The following is a 17,907-nucleotide window of genomic DNA, read 5'->3' as shown; positions in this document are numbered from 1 at the left end:
CTGCGGCTGCCACAACGGCAGCCGCAGCATTTTTCCGGACAAGTCTCATGAATGCGCCGGTGACACGGCGGAATGCCGTCCTCGGCATCACCGCTGCGGCCACATCGCTCGCCGCACCTTCGATCCTGCGGGCGCAATCGGCGGGCCGCGTCGTCGTGGTCGGCGGCGGCTTTGGCGGCGCGGCCTGTGCCCGCGCGCTCAAGCGTGTCGATACGAAATTGCAGGTGACCCTGATCGAGCCGAACAATATCTTCATCTCCTGCCCCTTCAGCAACGAGGTGATCGCGGGCCTGCGCGAGATCGAGGCGCAGCAGTTCGGGTACGACAAGCTCACCGCCCAGGGCATCAGCGTCGTCGCCCAGGCTGCGACGACCATCGACACGCAAAAGCGCAGCGTGACGGCGGCCGATGGGGAAGCGTTCGGTTATGACCATCTCGTGCTATCCCCAGGCATCGACTTCCATGTCGAAGCGCTGCCCGGCTACGACGACGCCGCATCGGAAAAGATGCCGCACGGCTGGAAGGCGGGTGCGCAGACCCTGCTGCTGCGCAGGCAATTGGAGGCGATGGCGGACGGCGGCACCGTCGCGATCGCAATTCCCGCCAATCCCTTGCGCTGTCCGCCAGCACCTTACGAGCGGGCCAGCCTGATTGCGCATTATCTCAAGACGAACAAGCCGCGCTCGAAGGTGCTGATCCTCGACGCCAAGGACAGTTTCTCACAGCAGCGGCTGTTCGAAAAGGCATGGAAGGAGCTCTACGGCGATATGATCGATCGCGTCGCGCTGTCGCAAGGCGGTCGCGTCACCTCGGTCGATGCCGCAACCAGAACCATCGTCACCGAATTCGGCAACTACACCCCTGATGTTGCCAACGTTATTCCGCCGCAGCGCGCCGGGCGCATTGCCGAAATCGCAGGCGCTGCGGACGCGACCGGCTGGTGCCCGATTGATCCCGTCACCTTCGAATCAAAGCTCGTCAAGAATGTCCACGTCATTGGCGACGCCTGCCTCGGCGGCGGCATTCCCAAATCGGCTTCCGCTGCAAGCGCGCAAGGCAGGGCTTGCGCCGCTGCCATCGTGAACCTCCTTGCCGGCCGTGCGCCGGAGACGCCACGGCTGACCGGCGTCTGCTACAACATTGTCGCTCCCGGCTACGGCTTTTCGCTTGCCGGCAATTACCAGCCGAAGGGCGACATCTTTGCGGAGGTCGAAGGCGGCGCGACCAGCCCCGTTGACGCGCCGCGCGAGCTGCGTGCGCGCGAGGCGATTGAGGCCGAGCATTGGTTTCAAAGCATCACGGCGGACACCTTTGGATGAGATTCGGTCCGCTTGCCAGCCACGAACACGGTGCGCTCCCTCCCCCGCCTGCGGGGGAGGGCTGGGGAGAGGGTGTCTCCGCAATCAAGAACCCCCAAGAGGAAAGAGCCCTCACCCGCGCTTTCGGCGCGACCTCTCCCGCAAGCGGGAGAGGTAAAAGGGGTTCGCGGCTAGATTTCTCTTCACACAATCGCTTGACTGTCGCTGCGCTGGTCGCAGCAAGTCTTGCACTCGCGGGTGTTGCGAAAGCCGAAAGCCTCGCGCCCTACACAATCATCGGCGACGGCATTCCGGCTTCGCTCACCGGCTCGCCCGGCGATGCCGTGCGCGGCCGCGCGCTGGTGCTGGCGCGCACGACGACATGCATCCTCTGCCATTCCGGTCCATTCCCGGAAACGCCGTTCCAGGGCGATCTCGCGCCCGATCTCACCGGTGCCGGGAACCGGTGGACGGCGAGTCAGTTGCGGCTTCGTCTGGTCGATGCCTCGCGCTTCAACCCGCAGACCATCATGCCGTCCTATTATCGCCATGACGGGCTTGTGCGCGTCGGGCGCAATTTCGCCGGCGAGCCGATATTATCGGCCGTCGAGATCGAGGACATCGTGGCCTATCTTGCAACGCTCCGAGACTAGGATCGCTCATGCCAACCACGCGACGACAATTCTTAAGCCTCGCCGGCAGCTTGACGGCCGCCGGCACGATCCCGATCGTCACGCTGCGGCCAGTCGAGGCGACACCGCCAATGCTCAACACCGCGATCCGCAACGTCGTCGGTGAGGCACAGATTCGCACCGGCAAAATCAAGCTCGACATCCCGCCGCTGGTCGAGAACGGCAATACCGTGCCGTTGACGGTGAGCGTCGCAAGTCCAATGACGGACGCGGACTACGTCAAGAGCATCCACGTCTTCAACGAGAAGAACCCGCAGCCGAACATTGGCAATTTCCATCTCGGTCCCTCCTCCGGCCGCGCCCAGGTCTCGACTCGGATCCGGCTCGCCGACAGCCAGAAGGTGGTCGCGATCGCGCGCCTTTCCGACGACACCTTCTGGCAGGTCGCCGCCGACGTCGTCGTGACGCTGGCCGCCTGCACAGAGGAGATGAACTGATGGCAGCGCTCATCAATGTTCCGGCCAAGGCCAAACGCGGCGAGATCATCGAGATCCGCACGCTGACTTCACACATCATGGAGACCGGCTTCCGCCACACCGCAGCCGGCGCGCTGGTGCCGCGCGACATCATCCAGAGCTTCACGTGCCGCTACAACGGCACCGAGATCTTCCGCGCGGATCTGTTCCCGGCGATCGCCGCGAACCCTTATCTGTCGTTCTTCACGGTCGCCAAGGACAGCGGCAAGTTCGAATTCGAATGGATCGGCGACAACGGCTATTCGTCCACCGCATCGGTGTCCATCCTAGTCGAATGAGGTTTTGGCGCGCGATAGCGGTGGCGCTGACCGCCACGGTCCCTGCCCTGCTCGCCGGTGAAATCCCGCCCGAGGCGCGTCGCTCCGGTTATTCCTTCATGGGACCCGACACGCGCGCGATGCAGGATGACGACACCTCCAATCCGGGCATGCTATTCGTGCTCGACGGCGAGGCGCTGTGGGGGAAGAAGACCGGCCGTGCGCAGAACTCCTGCGCCGACTGCCATGGCGATGCCCGCGGCAGCATGAAGGGCGTCGCGGCGCGCTATCCCGCCTTCGACAAGGCGCTCGGCCGCCCCGTCACGCTCGACCAACGCATCAATCTCTGCCGCAGCAACCACCAGCAGGCTACGCCACTGCCATACGAGAGCCGCGACCTGCTGGCGTTGTCCGCTTTCGTCGCCCATCAATCGCGCGGCGTTCCGATCACCGCCGGCGACGATCCGCAAGTAAGACCCTTCGTCGACCAGGGCCGCGACCTGTTCATGCAGCGCGAGGGCCAGCTCAATCTTGCCTGCTCCAACTGCCATGACGACAATTTCGATAAACGTCTCGCCGGTGCGCCGATCACGCAGGGACAGCCGACCGGATATCCACTCTATCGCCTGGAATGGCAGACGCTGGGTTCACTGGAGCGACGGCTGCGCAGCTGCATGACCGGCGTGCGCGCCCAGGCTTATGATTACGGCTCGCCCGAGCTCGTTGCGCTCGAGCTCTATCTGATGTCGCGGGCGCGCGGCTTGCCAATGGAGACGCCGGCGGTGCGGCCGTAGGTCATAACGAATCTGAAACTGGCCGTCGTCTAGCCCGTCAAAGTCTTCATCGCCACCAGGATGGCGGCCGAATCCGCGACCCAGCCGAAGATGCCGCCTTGAGCCTTGATCATCTTTAGGCCCATCTCGTGAAACTCGGGAAAGTAAGATGCGCAGCCGTCGGAGATCACGATGCAGCGATAGCCGCGGTCATTGGCCTCGCGCACGGTGGTGTTGACGCAGACCTCCGTGGTGACACCGCATACGAGCAAGTTTTCGATGCCGTATTTCTCCAAGACGTCGCCGAGCTCGGTGGCGTAAAACGCACCCTTGCCCGGCTTGTCGATCACGATCTCACTGTCAAGCGGATAGAGCTCGGGAATGATATCGTGCCCGGCCTCGCCGCGAATGAGAATACGCCCCATCGGGCCGGGATCGCCGATGCGCAAGGACGGCGCGCCGCGCTCGAGCTTCGCCGGCGGTGCGTCGGAGAGATCCGGCAGATGGCCTTCCCGGGTGTGGATCACCAGCATGCCGGTGTCGCGCGCCGCCTTCAGCACCGCGCCGATCGGATTCACCGCGCGCGCGAGCTGGCTGACGTTGTTTCCCAGCGTCTCACCGAAACCGCCTGGCTCCAAGAAGTCGCGCTGCATGTCGATGATGAGGAGCGCGGTGACGAGCCAGTCGAGCTCGATCGGCTCGGGCTCGGCATTGATGATTCCCCGTGCCGGCTTGGTTGAGTTCAGCATGATGCCCCCTTGCCCGAACGCTGTGCCGCAAACTTGTGCAAGCGCCGTGCCATTCGAAGCGACGCTCTCTGGTCTTGCTTCCCGTTCTCACGGGAGAGGCGGACGCCACCGCTCGCCGCTACCCTCCCGCCCCATACAGCTGCCGATACTCGTCCTCGTATGGCGCGTACGACTCCTTCAGCGTCGCCATGTTCAGCAGCATGGTGGCGACCTGTGCATTCGCCTTGTCGAACACGCGCGTCTTGACCCAGGCGCTTTCGGTTCGCCGGCTGCCGGAAAGTGCGACCACCTCGCGCTCCACCTCATAGTCCTCGCCGACGAAGAGCGGGCCCTGCAGCAGGCGGATCTCCTGATCGGCGAACAGGCCGACCGCGGGCCCCTTGGCCGGCAGCGGATCGTCCTTGGAGCGGTACTGGAACAGCACGCTGAGCATCTCGATCGGGATGATAGGCTTGCGCCATGGATTGTCGGCGCCAGAGTAGTACGGAGAGCTCTCCGTGATGACCGCGAGTTTCTGCCGCAGCGAGAACGGGTAGAGATCGCCCATATTCTGATCAAATGCCATGCGGACAGTCTGCCGTTTGCTGGTCTGCGCCACCTTCACGTCGCGCAGGATCACGGGATCGGTCAGCGGCTTGAGCTCGCCAAGGCGCGTCTCGAGCGCGGTCGCTACGTGCGGCTCGCCGACCGAGGCGGTGCCGCGCAGCACCTCGGTGCCGTCGCGCTTGACCATCTGGATCTGGCACTGGCGGGTAGCCGGCAGCGGCTTCGACAGGATTGCCTGCACCTCCTCACCCTCATAGCAGACGCTGCGGTAATGCGCGGAGAGGCACCCCGTTTCGAACCAAGCGCGCCCCCACAGCCGTTCGCCGAGCGGTGCGAACTGGCTGAAATGCGTGGGCCCCTCGATAGTGCCGCCCTTGAAGCCGAGCTTCTGCGCCGTGGCGTCGTCATGGATCGAGGCGTGCGCCTCGTAAGTTTGCGCTTGCAGCATCTGGCGCGGCCGGCGCCACGGTCCGATCAACGCCTGGGCCGTCTCAGTGATCTCGGTGTCGAATGCGTTTGCAGCCATGGTGTTCTCCACAAGTAGCCATGACTAGCAGGAGCGCCACGGATGCGGCCAGCGATATTGACTTCGCCGACCCATGCTTTGACTGTCACAATTCGCGTCGCGCCGCGCAATCCCTCCCGCAGCACAGACCCGCGCCGAGCAAGAAGACGAGGACTTCCGAAATGACGCTAATGCAGGTCGAGCTGGACGATAAATACCGGCTCGAATCGAAGCGGATCTTCCTGTCCGGCACCCAGGCCCTGGTCCGCTTGCCGATGTTGCAGCGCGAACGCGACCGGCTTCAGGGGTTTAACACCGGCGGTTTCATCTCGGGCTATCGCGGTTCCCCGCTCGGGATGTATGACCACGCGCTGTGGCGCGCGAAATCGCATCTGCAGCAGCATGACATCGCCTTCGTGCCCGGCCTGAACGAGGACCTCGCGGCGACCGCGGTCTGGGGCAGCCAGCAAGTCGGGCTGTTTCCCGGCGCCAAGGTCGATGGCGTGTTCGGCATCTGGTACGGCAAGGGCCCCGGCGTCGATCGCTCGGTCGATGCGCTCAAGCACGCCAACGCCGCTGGCACCTCGCTCAATGGCGGCGTGCTGGCGCTGGCCGGTGACGATCATGGCTGCCAGTCCTCGACGCTGGCTCATCAGAGCGAGCAGGTGTTCGCGGCAGCGCTGATCCCAGTGATCAATCCCGCCACGCTTCAGGATTATCTCGACCTCGGCCTTTATGGCTTTGCGCTGTCGCGCTTCTCCGGCTGCTGGGTCGGTTTCAAGGCCATCAGCGAAACTGTCGAGAGCTCGGCCTCGATCTATAGCGACCCCGAGCGCATCCAGATCAGGCTTCCCGACGATTTCGAGATGCCGGCCAGCGGTCTCAACATCCGCTGGCCTGATCCGCCGCTGGAGGCCGAGAGGCGCCTGTTCGGGCCGAAGATGGAAGCGGTGCAGGCTTTCGCCCGAGCCAACCAACTCGACCGTATCGTGCTCGATTCCAAGCCGGCTCGGCTCGGCATCGTCGCGACCGGCAAGGCCTATCTCGATCTGCGCCAAGCGCTCGCCGACTTAGGGATCACCGACAAGGACGCGCAGGACCTCGGCCTTCGCATCTACAAGGTTGCGATGACCTGGCCGCTGGAAGAGAGCGGCGCCAAGCGTTTCGCCGAGGGTCTTCAGGACGTGCTCGTGGTCGAGGAGAAGCGCGGCTTCATCGAAGACCAGCTGATGCGCATCCTCTACAACATCGATGCCTCGAAACGCCCGACTGTCACGGGAAAGCGCGACGAGCGCGGCGCGCCGCTGCTGCCGAGCGAGGGCGAGCTGACGCCCACCATCGTTGCCTCTGCGCTGGTGGCGCGGTTACGTAAGCTCGGCCATCACAGCCCGGTGCTGGAGCAGCGCCTCGCGCGGCTCGAGGCGTTTGACAACCCTGTTACCACCATCACGCCGATCAAGCTTGCGCGCACGCCGTTCTTCTGCTCGGGCTGTCCGCACAACTCCTCGACGCGCGTGCCCGAAGGAAGCCGCGCCATGGCCGGCATCGGCTGCCACGGCATGGCCCTGAGCATGCCGACGCGCCGCACCGATCTGATCTCGCATATGGGCGCCGAAGGCGTGAACTGGATCGGCCAATCGCCCTTCACCACCGAGAAGCACATTTTTCAGAATCTCGGTGACGGTACCTATACGCATTCCGGACTTCTGGCGCTCCGCGCCGCTTCGGCTGCCGGCATCAACATCACCTACAAGATTCTCTACAACGATGCCGTCGCCATGACCGGGGGCCAGCCAGCCGAAGGCAGCTTTAACGTCGCGCAAATCGCGCATCAGGTTTGGGCCGAAGGGGTCAAGCGCCTCGCGATCGTCTCGGACGATCCGAGCAAGTATCCGCCAGGAAATTACTTCCCGCAAGGCGCGACCATCCACCACCGCCGCGAGCTCGACGCCGTGCAGCGCGAGCTGCGCGACATCAAGGGCCTCACGGTCATCATCTACGACCAGACCTGCGCGGCAGAAAAGCGCCGCCGCCGCAAGCGCGGGCTCTATCCCGATCCCGCCAAGCGCGCCTTCATCAACGAGCTCGTCTGCGAAGGCTGCGGCGACTGCTCGCAGGCCTCCAACTGCGTCTCGGTGCAGCCGCTGGAGACCGAGTTCGGCCGCAAGCGCCAGATCGACCAGTCGAACTGCAACAAGGACTTTTCCTGCGTCGAGGGCTTTTGCCCGAGTTTTGTGACCGTGTATGGCGGCAGCCTGAAGCGCATGAAGACGTCAGCGGTCGATTCCGGCCAACTGTTCGCCGACCTGCCGCTGCCCCCAATGCGCGAGCTGGACCGCCCTTATAACATCCTCGTTACGGGCATCGGCGGCACCGGCGTCATCACCATCGGCGCGCTGCTCGGCATGGCCGCCCATGTCGAGGGCCGCGGCTGCTCGGCGCTCGATTTCACCGGACTGTCGCAGAAGAACGGCGCGGTGATGAGCCATGTCCGTATCGCGCCGAAGCCGGAGGATATCTCCGCCGTCCGCATCACGACCGGCGGCGCCGACGTCATCCTCGGCTGCGACATGATCGTCTCGGCCGGTGCCACCGCGCTGAGCCGCGCCGAGCGCGGCGTGACCAAGGCCTACATCAACGCCGATCTGCAGCCGACCGCGAGCTTCGTGCAAAACCCGGATCTCGATTTCGAGATGGGAACGATGCAGACGGTGCTGCGCGATGCCGTCGGGGACAAGAATCTCGACATCATCGACGCGACGGGCGTTGCCGCCGCGCTGATGGGCGACAGCATCGCCACCAATCCCTTCATGCTCGGCTTCGCCTTCCAGAAGGGCGCGATCCCGCTGTCGCTGGAGGCCCTGCTCCGCGCCTTCGAGATCAACGGCACCGCGATCGAGATGAACAAGCTCGCCTTCACTTGGGGCCGTCTCGCCGCCCACGACATGTCGCGGGTGCGCAGCGTGCTCCAGTTCAAGAACAGGGCGGCCGCACCGACCAAGTCGCTCGACGACATCACCGCGACCCGCGCCGAGTTCCTGACTGGCTATCAGAATAGGGCATATGCCGAGCGCTACCTCGCAGCCGTCGCCAAGGTACGCAAGGCGGAGAGCGCGGCCACGCCGGGCTCCACCGAGCTGACCGAGGCAGTCGCAAAGAACCTGTTCAAGCTGATGTCCTATAAGGACGAGTATGAGGTCGCACGGCTCTACACTGATGGCAGCTTCGCCAAGAAGGTGTCGGAAAAATTCGACGGCGACTTCACGCTGAAATACCATCTTGCCCCACCGATCTTCGCGAAACGCGACAAGACGGGCCGGCTTCAAAAGCAGGAGTTCGGCGGCTGGATGATCCACGCCTTCCGCGTTCTCGCGAAACTCAAGTACCTGCGTGGCACCACGTTCGATCCGTTCGGCCGTACCGATGAGCGCAAGACAGAGCGCAAGCTGATTGAGGACTATCTCGGCATGATCGATCAGCGGATCGCGGGACTGAAGGCAGAGCAGATCCCGCTGCTGGTGCGGCTTGCGCGCGTGCCGGAAATGATCCGCGGCTTCGGCCACGTCAAGGAAGCAAATATCAAACTTGCCTCGACCGAGACGGCGCGGCTGGAAGCGGAGCTGGAGAACAGCCGCTTTGCCGCCGCGGCCGAGTAGTGGCGAGAGCGCGAAGCTCTCGCCCCGCGTCATTGCGAGGAGCCCTTGCGACGAAGCAATCCAGACTAACCCCCGCGGAAAGACTCTGGATTGCTTCGCTACGTTCGCAACGACGGAGATGGTGGAATGCGCCTCGCCACACACTGAGTATCATCGCCCGCGAAGTGTTTAGACCGCAGACATGGCTGACGCCTGTTCGGACACATCACTGACAGTTTGGCCGCGCGTCCACGCGCAGCCCTTCGGCCCGCAGCGACGGCCGCAGCTGTCATGCCGCCGGCACGGGCGCCGATGATGTCGTAGCTTTGATGTGCCGGCATCATGCGGCGGGCTTCCGAGGACAAGGCATGACACCGTCGTACCTCGCCCAAGGGGAACCGCGCTAGCGCGCTGGCTTGCGTTCGATCGGATCGATATCGATCGCCCGCAGGCGGCCGAGCCGCAGCACGTCCATGGACAACCGCCGGCCGATCCGGTCGCGGTCGAGCACGCGGATCAGATCGTCGACACCGTTGATCTCGATGCCGTCGAGCCTGATCACGACGTCACCGGGCAACAGGCCCGCCTTCGCCGCCGGGCCGTCCGGCTCGATTTGCATCAAGAGCGCGCCCATCTTGTTCTCGACACCGGCCAGCACCGCATGCCGCCGCGGGACCGGCGCGGTCTGCCCGGCAACGCCGATATAGGCGCGGCGGACATAACCGTGGCGGATGATCTCCGACAGCACGAACTGCGCAGTGTTGCTGGCGACCGCAAAGCAGATGCCCTGCGCCCCGTTGATGATGGCGGTGTTGATGCCTATCACCTCGGCATTCGACGAGACCAGTGGTCCGCCGGAATTGCCGGGATTGAGCGCGGCATCGGTCTGGATCACATCCTCGATGGTGCGCCCGCTGACCGAGCGGATCGAGCGGCCGAGCGCCGAGACGACTCCGGCGGTCACGGTCGACTCGAAGCCGAGCGGATTGCCGATCGCGATCACGAGTTGGCCCCGCCGCAGGCTCTTGGAGTTGCCAAGCGCGGCATAAGGCAAATGGCGCACGCCGTTGGCGCGCAAGAGCGCGAGGTCAGTGTCGGGATCGACACCGAGCACCTGGGCGTCGCCGACGTGCCCCTCAACGTCGCGCAGCCGAATCTCTTTTGACGAGCCGACCACATGGCTGTTGGTGAGCACGAGTCCATCAGGCGAGATCACGGTGCCCGAGCCGAGCCCGCCGCGCTCGCGGCCGTTCGGCACTTTCGGCCCGGTCTCGACACGCACGACCGCAGGGCCGACGCGGTCGGTCACGTCGATCACGGCATTGGAATAGGCGTCCAGCAGAGCCCGGTCATCGACCGGAGCAGACGCCGTCGTTCGCGATGACGATGCGTCATCGGCGACATCTGAGGTGAAGTCCAACATGGCAAGAGTCCTTGAGGCTCACACAGATGGTGGCCTGTTCTCTCTCGCGCAAGTGGCCCGACCGCGGCGCAAGGCTGGGCTGCTAGGGTGCCCGCCTCAGCGAGCCGCCTCTCGCCTTGACCGGATCGAGCAGCGACCAGTCTCCATCCGGGAGCACATGGCCCTTGGGGAATGGTGCGCGCAGCTCGAGCCCGAGCGAGCCCAGCACGCGGTCGTCGCGGTAATAGCATTGCAGCACGACGCGGACGAGCGTTGCGGCGGCGACACCGCCATGTTTGCGAAAATCCTGCGCCACCGCATCGCGCCTGGCGGCATCGAGCTCGACGAGCGGCGCTCCGGCGAGCCGCGCCAAATGATCTAGCGCCGCCGCCACCTGTTTGGTGTCGCGGCCGAGCGTGGCCAACATGTCGGCCTGGATCGCGGGATCGTCGGCGCCCGGGACCCGGTATTCTTCGCTGGCCGGAATGATCATCGCGGCAATGGTGCGGAGGTCGCCGCGCTGACGCGGCGTGAGGGAGAGTTGATCAGTCATTGTGCGCTCTTCTAACGCCGCGATGAAGGTCTGCTCCCTCCCCCGCTTGCGGGGGAGGGTTGGGGAGAGGGTATCTCCGCAGAGAGACTCCTCGAGAGGGGAGAGCCCTCGCCCGCCGCGCTCTTCGAGCGCGGCGATCTCTCCCGCAAGCGGGAGAGGTGCAGCGAATTCGTGGCGGGTTCAGTGCATCCATCACGGGCCCTCAATCGAACAAATTGGCGAGGCGCTGCTTCATCTGATCGGCGATATAAAGCGCGAGGGCCTGGATGGTGGAGGTCGGGTTTACCCCGCCCGAAGTGACGAAGATGCTGCCGTCGACGATGAACAGGTTCTTGACGTCGTGGGTGCGGCCCCATTCGTTGACGACCGAGCGTTCGGGGTCGGTGCCCATCCGCGCGGTGCCGAGCAGGTGCCAGCCGCCCCACGGGATCGGCGAATTGATGCAGATGTCGGTCGCGCCCGCCGTTTCGAGAACCTCGCGGCCGCGGGCGAGCGCATGCTCCATCATCTTCCGGCTGTTCTCGCTGATCGTATAATCGATCTTCGGTGCGGGAATGCCGTGGCTGTCCTTCAGCACCGGATCGAGCGTGACGCGATTATGCTCTTCGGGCAGGTCCTCGCAGATCGCGGAGAAACCCAGCCGATGGCCATTGAGCTTACGGAAGACGCGGTGATGGTCGGCGCCCCAGGGCAAAATGCCCTTCTGCTCGCTGACGACGGCCTCGAACACCGGTCCTGCCCCGCGTACGAACTGCACGCCGTAGCCGCGCACGAAGCCGCGCGACAGGTCCGTGTCATACCACTGCTTGCTCCACAGGCAGGTCGGCGGCGCGCGGTTGCTGTCCGTCGGCTCCTTCACATAGCCGTAGATCTGCGCATAGGGGTGAAACATCAGGTTCTTGCCGACGAGCCCGGACGAATTGGCAAGTCCATTCGGAAAACGCCCCGAGGCCGAGTTCAGCAGCAATCGCGGCGTACCGACGCCGTTGCAGGCGATGATGACGACGTGGGCGGGCTGAAATTGCTCGATGCCGTCCTTGTCGTAATAGACCACGCCCGAGGCCATGCCGGTCTCGTCGGTGGTGATCTCACGCACGCGGCAATGGGTGCGCAGCTCGACGCCGGCACGGATCGCATGCGGCCAATAGGTGATGTCGGTGGAAGACTTTGCGCCTTGCGCGCAGGCCGGCGTGCAATGGCCGAGATTGATGCAGCGCGCCCGGCCCTCATAGTCCATTGTCGCGACCGTCGTGTCAGACGGCCACCAGTGCCAGCCGAGCTTGTTCATGGCCTTGCCGATGATGGCGCCGGACAATCCCAGCGGCTGTTGCGGCATCGGCGGATGCGTCAGCGGCGAAAGCGGATCGCCTGACAGGCCGGAGGTCCCCATCATCCGGTCGTTCTCCTCGAAGAACGGGGTCAGCGCATCGTAGTCGATCGGCCAGTCGTCGGCGACGCCATCGAGCGTCTTCACCTTGAAATCGGAGGGATGCAGCCGCGGCCAGTGCGCGGTGTACATGACCGTCGAGCCGCCTACTGCATTGTAGTTGACGACCTTGATCGGCGAATTGTCGTCGTTGATCGGATAGTCCTCGGGCCGCCCGCGGACGTTGGGGCTCGACGACCATTCGCCGTAGAACTTGGCTTCCCAGTCCCGCCCGGTGCTGGGATATTCCGCCGGATTCATCCAGCCGCCCTGCTCCAGGCAGAGAATGTGCATCTTGGTCTCGGCCAGCGACCACGCCACCGCCGCGCCGGAAGCGCCGGCGCCGATGATCAGGACGTCCACGGGGTCTTTCATTGCAACCTTTTCCTCCCCTCGCCGCTTTCCGGGCGATTCGGCCCTGCGGTCCGCGAGGCCGGCGAACGATAGGATCAGAGCAACGGCTGAGTAAAGCCGCGAGGCCGGAATGTCGCACTTCGCAGGGCGCAGACCATTGGTCTCGCCACATCCGGATGCTAGGAACAGGGCCGCACGAGCCATCGATAGCGAGATCGTATGTCCTTCCGAAATTTCTTTGCCCCCGCCCGCGCTTTTGCGCTCGCTTCATTTTTCGCCTTGTCCGGACTTCTGGTCTCGCCCGGACCAGCCTCCGCGCTGACTGCCGCCGCGACAGCCCGCGACGGCAACTCCATCCAGGTCGGCGACGTCACCTATCGGCTCGACGGCGTTGATGCGCCCGAGCTTGATCAGGTCTGCATCGACGAGCACGCCGATTCCTGGAGCTGCGGCATCGAGGCCCGCGACCAGCTGACGAAACTGATCGGAAAACGGACGGTGCGCTGCGACGACGTCGGACCGGAAAAGAGTTTTGGCAAGCGGCACCGCGCCATCTGCACGGCCGAGGGCGACAAAGCCAGCTTGAACGAGCAGTTGATCAAGCTCGGCTTTGCCCTCGCGCGCGAGCCGATCAAGGCCAACGTCAAACCGGCGGCCACCGAGGCCAAGACGGCGGCCGCTGGGATCTGGAAGGGCTGCTTTGTTGCACCGCAAGATTTCCGCGCCGGCAAGAGGGATGGCGCGCTTCTCGGCGCCGCGTGCCGCCCAGACCGGGACAAGGAAATCCGCGCCGTGCTGTTCCCGGAGGAGCTGACGATGCCGCCGAGTTGCAGCATCAAGGGCAAGCTCGCGGTGCGCGCACGCGTCACCGGCAATATCGGCATCTATCATTTGCGGGGCTGTCCGAGCTATCCGGCGACGACTAAGCCCGACCGCTGGTTCTGCTCGGAGGACGACGCCCAGGCCGCCGGCTTCCGCAAGGCCTATAATTGCCGTCGGCCGAAGTGAACAATTCCTTCACACATCCGTGAGTAGTAGTCCAAGACCGTATTGATCCGGAATTGAAGTCTATCGGGAGTTGCGTCATTTGTATGCGTACGCAAGCGCCTTGCGCGAGCGTTTCCTTTGGCAGCAATCCGGCTTCGGTCCGATTGCCTTGCTCGGGCGTTTCCTCCCTAGACTTGGGCCGCTTGCCATCCAAGCGGCTCTTTCTTTTTGGGCGGGTCCTAACTCCGCATCTGCATGATGTGGTCCATCGGTGGCATGTTGGCGTTCAGATGCGCCATGATCCAGACCGTTCCTCCGACCACCAGGAAGACGACCAGAAGCCCGAAGGCGAGCGCCAGCACGTTGTTGGTGTTGTCCGGACCTGTGGTGATGTGCAGGAAGAACACGAGATGCACGCCCATCTGTGCGATCGCGAGCACGATCAGCGCAACAGGAATCGACGGCTGCCAGACCAGATCCGTACCGGCGATGAAGAACGACGTCGCCGTGAGCAGCAGGGCCAAGACAAGACCGACGACGTAACCGAGGATGCGGGTGCCGACACTGTGTTGCTCTTCCTCGCCGGGCGCGAGGTCGTGTTTCACCAACCCATGGGTCTGATCACTCATGGCGCGCTCCCGAGCAGGTAGACCACGGAAAACACCGCGACCCAGATGATGTCGAGCGCGTGCCAGAACAGCGCAAAGCACATCATCCGCCGCAATATGTCGGCGCGAAAGCCTTTGGCGAACACCTGGGCCATCATGGTGAGCAGCCACAGCACTCCGGCCGAGACGTGCAGGCCATGACACCCGACCAGCGAGAAGAACGCGGTCAGGAACGCGCTGCGCGATGGGCCATAGCCACGGGCGACGAGGTCGGCGAATTCGCGGAACTCGATGGCGAGGAATATGAGGCCGAGCACACAGGTCACGGCCATGCCAAGGTAGAACCAGAACCGGTTGCGCACGTCGGCGGCAATGCTGGCCATGCCGCAGGTGAAGCTCGACAGCAACAGGCAGACCGTTTCGATCGCGACGTTCTTCGGCTCGAAGATCTCCGAGCCCTTCGGGCCGCCGGCGGTCTGGCCGGCCAGCACCGCATAGGCCGCAAAGAAGCAGGAGAACATCACGATGTCGGAGAGCAGGAAGATCCAGAAGCCGTAGGCGGTCACGATCCGCTTCGGCGCGGGTCCGGGATGCTCGATGATGAGCCCGATGTGATGGGGATCGGCGTGGGCGCGGCCGGCCGTGGCGGTCATCGACATCAGACTGCCCCCGCCATGCTGACGAGGCTGCGCCGCTCCTCGAGATTGGTGCGGTCGATGCGGGCGACCTCATCGGCCGGGATGACGTATTCGTCATGGTCGCGCCAGGCGAACACGACGAAGGTCGCGAAGGCACCCAGGCCGCCCAGGATCACCATCCACCAGATGTGCCAGATCAGCGCAAAGCCCATGATGGTGGCGAAGAACGCGCAGACGAAGCCGGTGGGAGAATTCCGGGGCATCTCGATGTCCTGATATTCCGGCTCTTCGTGCTCGAGCAGTTGCTGCTTGGCATGCGCCTTCATTTCCCAATAGGCGTCCTCGCCGCGCACGTCGGGATGGAAGGCGAAATTGAACACCGGCGGCGGCGACGAGGTCGCCCATTCCAGCGAGCGGCCGTCCCAGGGATCGCCGGTGCGGTCACGCAAGGCCTCGCGGTTGCGGATGCTGACCACGATCTGCACGATCTGGCAGATCACGCCGATCGTCAGCACCGCCATGCCCACCGCCGCCACCAGCATCCAGGGCCGCCAGGCCGCGACATCGTAATGCTGCATGCGCCGCGTCATGCCGAGCATGCCGGCGACATAGAGCGGCATGAAGGTGATGAAGAAGCCGAGGAAGGTGAACCAGAACGCAGCCTTGCCCCAGCGTTCGTCGAGGCGGAAGCCGAACGCCTTCGGAAACCAATATTCGAAGCCGGCGAAGGCGCCGAATAGCACGCCGCCGATAATGACATTGTGGAAGTGCGCCACCAGGAACATGCTGTTGTGAAGCATGAAGTCGGCCGGCGGCACCGCGAGCAGGACGCCCGTCAATCCGCCGACGATGAACGTCACCATGAAGCCGACCGCCCACAGCATCGGCGTCGCAAAACGGATGCGGCCGCCATACATCGTGAACAGCCAATTGTAGATCTTCACCCCCGTCGGCACCGCGATGATCATGCTAGCGATGCCGAAGATGGCGTTGACGTCGGGGCCGGCACCCATCGTGAAGAAATGATGCAACCACACCATGAAGGAGATGACGCAGATCGCCATGGTGGCGAGCACCATCGAGCGATAGCCGAACAGCGCCTTGCCGGAGAAGGTCGAAACCACCTCGGAGAAGATGCCGAAGGCCGGCAGCACCAGGATGTAGACCTCGGGATGCCCCCAAGCCCAGATCAGGTTCATGAACATCATGACGTTGCCGCCGGCCTCGTTGGTGAAGAAGTGGAAGCCGAGGTAACGGTCGAGCAAGAGCATCGCCAGCGTGGCGGTGAGGATCGGGAACGCGGCGACGATGAGGAGGTTCGAGGCCAGCGTGGTCCAGCAGAACATCGGCATGCGCAGATAGTTCATGCCCTTGGTGCGCAGCTTCAGCACGGTGGTGACGAGATTGATGCCGGCGACCAGCGTGCCGACGCCGGAGATCTGGAGTGACCAGGCGTAGTAATCGACGCCGACCCCGGGCGAGTAGGACAGTTCCGACAGCGGCGGAAAGGCGAGCCAACCGGTGCGCGCGAATTCGCCGACCACGAGCGAGATATTGACCAGCAGTGCGCCGGTCGCGGTCAGCCAGAACCCGACCGAATTGAGCGTCGGGAACGCGACATCGCGCACGCCGAGTTGGAGCGGCACGATCAGGTTCATCAGCCCGATCACGAACGGCATTGCCACGAAGAAGATCATGATGGTGCCGTGCGCGGAAAAAATCTGGTTGTAGTGCTCGGGCGGGAGATAGCCTTGCGATTGGTAGGCGACCGCCTGCTGGATTCGCATCATGATGGCGTCGCTGCCGCCGCGCAGCAGCATCACCGAGGCCAGCAGCACATACATGACGCCAATGCGCTTGTGGTCGACGCTGGTGATCCATTCGCTCCAGAGATAGGGCAGATGCCCCCTCACCACGACCCAGGCCAGCACGCCCAGGATGGCGACCAGCACCACCGCGCCGGCGACGAGCGGAATCGGCTGATCGAACGGAATGGCGGACCAATCGAGCTTACCGAGCATCGTGGCCTCCACTGTGCGACCGGCCGGCTTCGGATGCCAGCTCCGGCCCAGGACCCGGCGGAATGTGCTGGGTTGCGATCAGATCGAACAGGCGCGGATCCTCGAGCCGATAAGTCGGCCGGCTCTTCTCGATTCCCTGCTGCATCAGGGTCCTGTAGCTGTCCTCATTCAGCACGGCATCGGTCTTCGCCGTGCCCGCCACCCAATCCGGAAACGCGAGCGGCGAGATCACGTTGACGTCGAACATCATGTCGGGGAAGCCGTCGCCGGAGAAATGCGCCGACAGGCCCTGGAGCCTGCCCTCGTGGTCGGCGCGCAGGTTCAGCTTCGTCACCATGCCGTTCATGGTGTAGATCATGCTGCCGAGCTGCGGGATAAAGAACGTGTTCATCACGCTCGACGACGTCAGCTGGAAGTTCAGCTCGGCGCCGGCTGGTACCGTTAGCGTGTTGACGGTGGCGATGCGCTGATCCGGATAGATGAATAGCCATTTCCAGTCGAGCGAGACGGCCTGGATGCGCACCGGGCTGCCGGTGCCCGGCACGGGTGCCGCGGGATCGAGCTGATGCGAGCCGATCCAGGCGACGCCGCCGAGCAGGATGACAGTGAGCGCAGGGATCGCCCACACCACCATCTCGACGCGCCCGGAATAGACGAAGTCGGGCTGGTAGCGCGCTTTCGGATTGGACGCGCGAAACCAGAACGCGAAGCCGAGTATCGCAACGATGGTCGGCACCACGATCACGAGCATGATGAAGACGGAATCGATCAGGATGGTGCTGTTGGCCGCAGCCACAGGCCCTTGCGGATCGAGCAGATTCATCGGCAAGCCACTGGCGGTTGGGAAGCCCCGGGACAGAGCCTAGCGCGGGAAAGGCTCCGCAACAAACGCTGCGACCTCAGAACGGTTCCTGAACCGCTGGGGTCAGCCATGCGCGGTCGGCCGGCCGCAACATGCAATCGCATGTGATGTCAATGACATGAAAG

General features: G+C 64.1%; 16 protein-coding genes. 7 read left to right on the top strand and 9 right to left on the bottom strand.

Translation table 11 applies throughout. From position 1 onward, the window contains the following. The first annotated feature begins 47 nt into the window (after positions 1-47). From IVA92_RS27875 to soxA, 5 genes are all read left to right on the top strand, one after another. Positions 48-1,319: an NAD(P)/FAD-dependent oxidoreductase gene (locus tag IVA92_RS27875; RefSeq protein ID WP_247279251.1), complete on the top strand. Its 1,272-nt coding sequence runs from the start codon at positions 48-50 to the stop codon at positions 1,317-1,319. A 194-nt stretch (positions 1,320-1,513) separates the two neighbouring features. Next, positions 1,514-1,951: a sulfur oxidation c-type cytochrome SoxX gene (gene soxX, locus IVA92_RS27870; protein WP_247279250.1), complete on the top strand. Its 438-nt coding sequence runs from the start codon at positions 1,514-1,516 to the stop codon at positions 1,949-1,951. Between the two features lie 8 nt (positions 1,952-1,959). Beyond that, complete coding sequence (locus IVA92_RS27865) at positions 1,960-2,427, top strand: SoxY-related AACIE arm protein (protein WP_247279249.1); 468 nt, start codon at positions 1,960-1,962, stop codon at positions 2,425-2,427. Further along, on the top strand, positions 2,427-2,744 hold the full coding sequence (gene soxZ / locus IVA92_RS27860; RefSeq protein ID WP_247279248.1) for a thiosulfate oxidation carrier complex protein SoxZ: 318 nt from the start codon (positions 2,427-2,429) through the stop codon (positions 2,742-2,744). Before IVA92_RS27865 ends, soxZ begins: the two co-directional genes overlap by 1 nt. Continuing rightward, on the top strand, positions 2,741-3,517 hold the full coding sequence (gene soxA, locus IVA92_RS27855; RefSeq protein WP_247279247.1) for a sulfur oxidation c-type cytochrome SoxA: 777 nt from the start codon (positions 2,741-2,743) through the stop codon (positions 3,515-3,517). Before soxZ ends, soxA begins: the two co-directional genes overlap by 4 nt. Before the next feature lie 29 nt (positions 3,518-3,546). On the opposite strand, the gene IVA92_RS27850 is transcribed toward soxA, so the two are convergent. Both IVA92_RS27850 and IVA92_RS27845 read right to left on the bottom strand, forming a co-directional pair. Continuing rightward, entirely contained in the window at positions 3,547-4,245 is a 699-nt protein-coding gene (locus IVA92_RS27850; protein ID WP_247279246.1) for an isochorismatase family cysteine hydrolase, read from the bottom strand. A gap of 118 nt (positions 4,246-4,363) precedes the next feature. After that, complete coding sequence (locus IVA92_RS27845; protein WP_247279245.1) at positions 4,364-5,317, bottom strand: hypothetical protein; 954 nt, start codon at positions 5,315-5,317, stop codon at positions 4,364-4,366. Between the two features lie 161 nt (positions 5,318-5,478). Between IVA92_RS27845 and IVA92_RS27840 the strand changes: the two genes are divergently transcribed. After that, positions 5,479-8,952 (top strand): indolepyruvate ferredoxin oxidoreductase family protein, encoded by a 3,474-nt coding sequence (locus IVA92_RS27840; RefSeq protein WP_247279244.1) that lies wholly within the window; start codon positions 5,479-5,481, stop codon positions 8,950-8,952. A gap of 382 nt (positions 8,953-9,334) precedes the next feature. Here the strand turns inward: IVA92_RS27840 and IVA92_RS27835 are convergent, their stop codons facing one another. The 3 genes from IVA92_RS27835 to IVA92_RS27825 form a co-directional block, all read right to left on the bottom strand. After that, positions 9,335-10,354, bottom strand: coding sequence for a trypsin-like peptidase domain-containing protein (locus tag IVA92_RS27835; RefSeq protein ID WP_247279243.1), 1,020 nt, complete (start codon positions 10,352-10,354; stop codon positions 9,335-9,337). Positions 10,355-10,436: 82 nt separating this feature from the next. Then, positions 10,437-10,886, bottom strand: coding sequence for a gluconate 2-dehydrogenase subunit 3 family protein (locus IVA92_RS27830; protein WP_247279242.1), 450 nt, complete (start codon positions 10,884-10,886; stop codon positions 10,437-10,439). 202 nt (positions 10,887-11,088) lie between these two features. Further along, complete coding sequence (locus IVA92_RS27825) at positions 11,089-12,687, bottom strand: GMC family oxidoreductase (protein ID WP_247279241.1); 1,599 nt, start codon at positions 12,685-12,687, stop codon at positions 11,089-11,091. 198 nt (positions 12,688-12,885) lie between these two features. Here IVA92_RS27825 and IVA92_RS27820 point away from each other — a divergent pair, with 198 nt between their 5' ends. Continuing rightward, positions 12,886-13,674 carry a thermonuclease family protein gene (locus IVA92_RS27820; RefSeq protein ID WP_247279240.1) on the top strand — a complete coding sequence of 263 codons (789 nt, stop codon included), beginning with the start codon at positions 12,886-12,888 and terminating at the stop codon, positions 13,672-13,674. Between the two features lie 218 nt (positions 13,675-13,892). On the opposite strand, the gene cyoD is transcribed toward IVA92_RS27820, so the two are convergent. Genes cyoD through IVA92_RS27800 form a run of 4 tightly spaced genes read right to left on the bottom strand, consistent with a single transcriptional unit; the run spans position 13,893 to position 17,743 of the window. Beyond that, positions 13,893-14,282 (bottom strand): cytochrome o ubiquinol oxidase subunit IV, encoded by a 390-nt coding sequence (cyoD, locus tag IVA92_RS27815; RefSeq protein ID WP_247279239.1) that lies wholly within the window; start codon positions 14,280-14,282, stop codon positions 13,893-13,895. Beyond that, positions 14,279-14,920 (bottom strand): cytochrome (ubi)quinol oxidase subunit III, encoded by a 642-nt coding sequence (locus tag IVA92_RS27810; RefSeq protein ID WP_247279238.1) that lies wholly within the window; start codon positions 14,918-14,920, stop codon positions 14,279-14,281. Before IVA92_RS27810 ends, cyoD begins: the two co-directional genes overlap by 4 nt. Continuing rightward, complete coding sequence (gene cyoB / locus IVA92_RS27805) at positions 14,920-16,920, bottom strand: cytochrome o ubiquinol oxidase subunit I (protein ID WP_247279237.1); 2,001 nt, start codon at positions 16,918-16,920, stop codon at positions 14,920-14,922. Before cyoB ends, IVA92_RS27810 begins: the two co-directional genes overlap by 1 nt. Beyond that, positions 16,910-17,743 (bottom strand): cytochrome ubiquinol oxidase subunit II, encoded by an 834-nt coding sequence (locus IVA92_RS27800; RefSeq protein ID WP_247279236.1) that lies wholly within the window; start codon positions 17,741-17,743, stop codon positions 16,910-16,912. Before IVA92_RS27800 ends, cyoB begins: the two co-directional genes overlap by 11 nt. Positions 17,744-17,907: the final 164 nt, after the last annotated feature.

It is taken from the genome of Bradyrhizobium sp. 154 (assembly GCF_023073875.1).
Taxonomy (GTDB): domain Bacteria; phylum Pseudomonadota; class Alphaproteobacteria; order Rhizobiales; family Xanthobacteraceae; genus Bradyrhizobium.
The sequence above is the reverse complement of the archived record's forward strand: the minus strand, read 5'-3'. Positions and strand labels throughout refer to the sequence as shown.